Below are 3,924 nucleotides of genomic sequence, written 5' to 3'. Positions count from 1 at the left end.
ACTTGACTATCCTATCATGTTTTCTAAGGTCTGTCAAGAAAACCATTTTCAAGTTTTCACACCTTTCTCAAAAAGTTAAAAATTTTTCTCAAAAACGCTTGACTCTGACCTAAGGGGAGGGGTTATACTATTTCTTGTAAGGAGGAAATCATGTACCATATAAAAGAAGCTGCGCAGCTTTCAGGTGTCTCTGTCAAGACTCTGCACCACTACGATAAGATAGGACTCTTGGTTCCTTTAAAGTCAGAAAACGGCTATCGAACCTATAGTCAAGAGGATTTGGAACGACTTCAGGTCATTCTGTATTATAAATATCTAGGCTTTTCTTTAGAAAAAATAGCAGAGCTGTTAAAGGAAGAAAGGACAGATTTATTGCCCCATTTGACCAGACAGTTGGACTATCTGACCCAAGAAAGGCAACATCTGGATACCTTGATTTCCACCTTGCAAAAAACCATTCAAGAACAAAAAGGAGAAAGAAAAATGACGATTGAGGAAAAATTTACTGGATTTAGCTATCAAGACAATCAAAAATACCACCAAGAAGCGGTAGAGAAGTATGGACAAGAAGTCATGGGCCAGGCTCTCGAGCGCCAAAAAGGTCGCGAAGATGAGGCTACAGCCGCCTTCAACCAAGTTTTTCAAGCCTTGGCACAAAACCTTAAAAATGGGCTAGCTGCAACAGCGGTCGAAAACCAAGAGCAAGCAGCCAAACTCTTGCAAGCTATTCGTACTTATGGATTTGACTGCTCTATTGAGGTCTTCGGCCATATCGGCAAAGGCTACGTCTATAACCCAGAGTTTAAGGAAAACATTGACAAATTTGGAGCTGGAACAGCCCAGTACACATCAGATGTCATTGCGACTTATGTTCAGACACAGACAAAATAAAAATCAGCGGAGTTACCTCTGCTGATTTTTTCTGGTTTCAAGTACTATTTGGTTAATAGTTTTTCAACTACGTTTAACTTTCGCATGGTCAGAACCACGCCAAACAATTTTTCAAGATAGTTGGTATTGAGCTTTTTTTGTTTTGCAGTTCTAGGGAGATAGAGGTAGAGACAGTGATCACCTACACAAATTTCTTCTTCACCGTAGTCAGCTTTCAATTTTTCTAGTGGCAGACTTTGGATAAATCCCTGATAAAAAATCACATGTATACGATCGTAAAGATAGTCTTCTCTAAATGGATTCTCATGAACAATCTTTTCAAAATCGTTCTTATTCTTGATAACCATTTTTAAGTCGGCCCCAATTTTTTCCTTTATCAGAGTATGAACGCGTTCTCGTATTTCTTCTAAATCTAAGTCACTTTCAAGAATGATATTCCCACTTTGAATATAGGTTCGAACGTGTTGAAAACCAGCTTCTGTCAGAATATCTACCAAATAAGACATTTTCGGGATAGCATTTTTTCCATTAGGAGTAACGCCTCTTAGTAAAATAATATGTTCCAAAGGACTTCCTTTCTTACTTGGTATTTATTGGATTGGAGCCTGCCACCCATCCGGTGCAGAGGGCAGAAGTGATGTTAAAGCCACCCGTGTGGGCATTGATATCCAGGACCTCGCCAGCAAAGTGGAGCCCAGGTACCAGCTTACTTTCGAGGGTTTTGGGATTGATTTCCTTGAGACTGACACCGCCTTTAGTTACAAAGGATTTGGCAAGAGACATTTTGCCAGTCACAGGAATTTTGAGAGCCTTGATAGACTGGAGTAGTTGCTCGCGTTCTTTTTCAGTTAGCTGTTTAACTTTGTCAGGATAGCCTTGCACCAAAAATTCTGCCAAGCGTTCTGGAAGCAAAGTTTTTAAAGCATTTTTCAAGGATTTTTCCCGATTATCTTCTAGAAATGTAATCAAGTCCTCTTCAGAAAGTTGAGGCAAAACATCTAGCGAGAGAACCTCCCCGCCCTTGACAAAGCTGGACATACGTAGAGCAGCAGGGCCTGAAAAACCAAAGTGTGTAAAGAGCAGATCGTGGGTGATGACATGCTTGCCATAGCTTAAGGTCACGTCATCTAGGGAAATTCCCTGCAAGGCCTTATGTGGAAAATCAGTCAACAATGGGCTCTCAGCAGCTTCAAGCTCGGTAATGGTGTGCTTAAAATGGCGGGCAATTTCGTGACCAAATCCGGTCGAACCAGTAGAAGGATAGGATTTTCCACCTGTTGTGACTATGAGTTTATCACAAGTGAAGATCTGGTCCGCGGATTTCAGGACAAACTGGTCGTCTATCTTTTTAACCGAAATAATTTCTGTTTGAGTAGCAACTTGACCACCGAGTTCAGTGATTTTCTTTTCTAGCGCCTCGATAATAGTCCGAGACTTGTCACTAGCAGGAAAGACGCGTCCATGGTCTTCGACCTTGAGTTTAACACCATTTTCCGTAAAAAAGTTGATGATATCGTGGTTATCAAACTGAGAGAAGACACTGTAAAGAAAACGCCCATTTCCCGGGATGCCTGCCATTAGGTCATCTAAGGTTCCATTGTTGGTTACATTACAACGACCACCGCCCGTTCCAGCTAATTTTTTCCCAAGTTTGCGATTTTTTTCGATGAGAAGAGTTTTCTGACCATAAAAGCTACTGGAAATCGTAGCCATCATACCTGCAGGTCCTCCACCAATGACAATAGTATCAAAATGTTTCATAGCTCTATTGTACCACAAAAAACAAGAGATGCTTGGCATCTCTTGTTGCTCATAATCTTAGTTAATTTCATATCCCATCAACAAACCGCCATCTTCTGCATAGAAACTACAGAGACCAGACGTCGGGATGATTTTGATATCCGCTTGTGGGAAAGTTTCCAGCAAGCGTTCTGACAATTGCTGACAGAATTTATCATTGCTGCGATGAGCCATGACGATACGGCCACCAGCGTAGCCAGCCTTGATGAGTTCTTCATAGGCTGCTTGAAGGGATTTTTTTGGTCCACGCGCTTTTTGGAGTAGTTCTAGGGTTCCAGTTTCACTTGCTTCCCCAACCATACGGATGTTGAGAAGGCCAACAACTGTACCGATAAGCTTACTCAAACGGCCATTTTTTACCAAGTTATCGACCTTAGCGAGGACAAAGAGCAACTTCGTTTTTTCTTGGTAGGCTGTAATAGCATTAACAATTTCCTCATAAGAAAGTCCTTGATCAATCAAGCTATTGATTTTATCGACAATCAAGTCAACCTCACCACCTGCAGACAATGTATCGATCACATGAATCTGAGTGTCAGGATGTTCTTCAAGGTGGATATTCTTAGCGAGTTGTGCACTATTATGGCTACCTGAAAGAGTACCAGTGATAGTAACGACAAAGATATGCTTAGCACCTTCAAATGCACGCAAGTAATCATCAGGGCTAGGACAAGCTGATTTTGAAGCCTCAGAAGTCGCATACATTGTTTCCATCATGTGGTCAATGTTAAGATTGGCATCATCGATAAAGACCTGATCAGCTACTTGAATGGTTAAAGGAACACTAACAAATTCCGTATCAATAGCAGGAGTTGCCAGTTGACGATAATCACAACCAGAGTCAGCTACAATCTTCCAAGTCATAGAAATTCTCCATCTTTGTCACTTATACATTGACAAAGGTTCTGTCTTTTTTTACAATTATATCATGAAAGCCCTTGAAACAAAAGTACCACCTCTCTGTTGTCACAAGTAGAAAGAAATTGTTATGTCTGAACGTAAAATATCTGAAAAATCTCTTGAAAATCTCAGAAAATCAAATCAAGAATCCAATTTTTTAACCAGAGAAGCAATCGAGACGGCTCTTTTGCAACTTCTAGAGAAAAAAGACTTGGCCAAGATCAGTATTTCGGAGCTGGTCAAACGGGCGGGCGTCTCTCGTGCTGCCTTCTATCGTAACTATGACTCCAAAGAAGAGATTTTGGAAAGTGTTTTTAAACGCAGTGTCCATAA

Annotated in this window: 5 protein-coding genes; 2 read left to right on the top strand and 3 right to left on the bottom strand. The window is 40.9% G+C overall.

Annotated elements, in window-relative coordinates; translation table 11 throughout:
* The first annotated feature begins 150 nt into the window (after window positions 1-150).
* Window positions 151-891, top strand: coding sequence for a MerR family transcriptional regulator (locus GMD4S_RS00385; protein WP_000274778.1), 741 nt, complete (start codon window positions 151-153; stop codon window positions 889-891).
* A gap of 44 nt (window positions 892-935) precedes the next feature.
* Here GMD4S_RS00385 and GMD4S_RS00380 read toward each other — a convergent pair whose 3' ends face one another.
* The 3 genes from GMD4S_RS00380 to GMD4S_RS00370 are packed head-to-tail and all read right to left on the bottom strand — an operon-like array spanning window position 936 to window position 3,555.
* Complete coding sequence (locus GMD4S_RS00380; protein WP_008278230.1) at window positions 936-1,457, bottom strand: DUF1697 domain-containing protein; 522 nt, start codon at window positions 1,455-1,457, stop codon at window positions 936-938.
* Window positions 1,458-1,470: 13 nt separating this feature from the next.
* Window positions 1,471-2,652 carry an aminoacetone oxidase family FAD-binding enzyme gene (locus tag GMD4S_RS00375; RefSeq protein ID WP_000680069.1) on the bottom strand — a complete coding sequence of 394 codons (1,182 nt, stop codon included), beginning with the start codon at window positions 2,650-2,652 and terminating at the stop codon, window positions 1,471-1,473.
* 57 nt (window positions 2,653-2,709) lie between these two features.
* Window positions 2,710-3,555 carry a DegV family protein gene (locus tag GMD4S_RS00370; protein ID WP_000219955.1) on the bottom strand — a complete coding sequence of 282 codons (846 nt, stop codon included), beginning with the start codon at window positions 3,553-3,555 and terminating at the stop codon, window positions 2,710-2,712.
* A 124-nt stretch (window positions 3,556-3,679) separates the two neighbouring features.
* On the opposite strand from GMD4S_RS00370, the gene GMD4S_RS00365 reads away from it, so the two are divergent.
* A partial coding sequence (locus GMD4S_RS00365) for a TetR/AcrR family transcriptional regulator (RefSeq protein ID WP_000003895.1) occupies window positions 3,680-3,924 on the top strand: 245 nt, incomplete at its 3' end.

It is taken from the genome of Streptococcus sp. GMD4S (assembly GCF_000296955.1).
This window is presented reverse-complemented; position numbering and strand designations above follow the sequence as displayed.

Excerpts from the sequence above, each read along its gene's own strand:
- GMD4S_RS00385 (WP_000274778.1), top strand. The coding sequence starts at position 151 with ATGTACCATATAAAAGAAGCTGCGCAGCTTTCAGGTGTCTCTGTCAAG.
- GMD4S_RS00375 (WP_000680069.1), bottom strand. The coding sequence starts at position 2,652 with ATGAAACATTTTGATACTATTGTCATTGGTGGAGGACCTGCAGGTATG.
- GMD4S_RS00370 (WP_000219955.1), bottom strand. The coding sequence starts at position 3,555 with ATGACTTGGAAGATTGTAGCTGACTCTGGTTGTGATTATCGTCAACTG.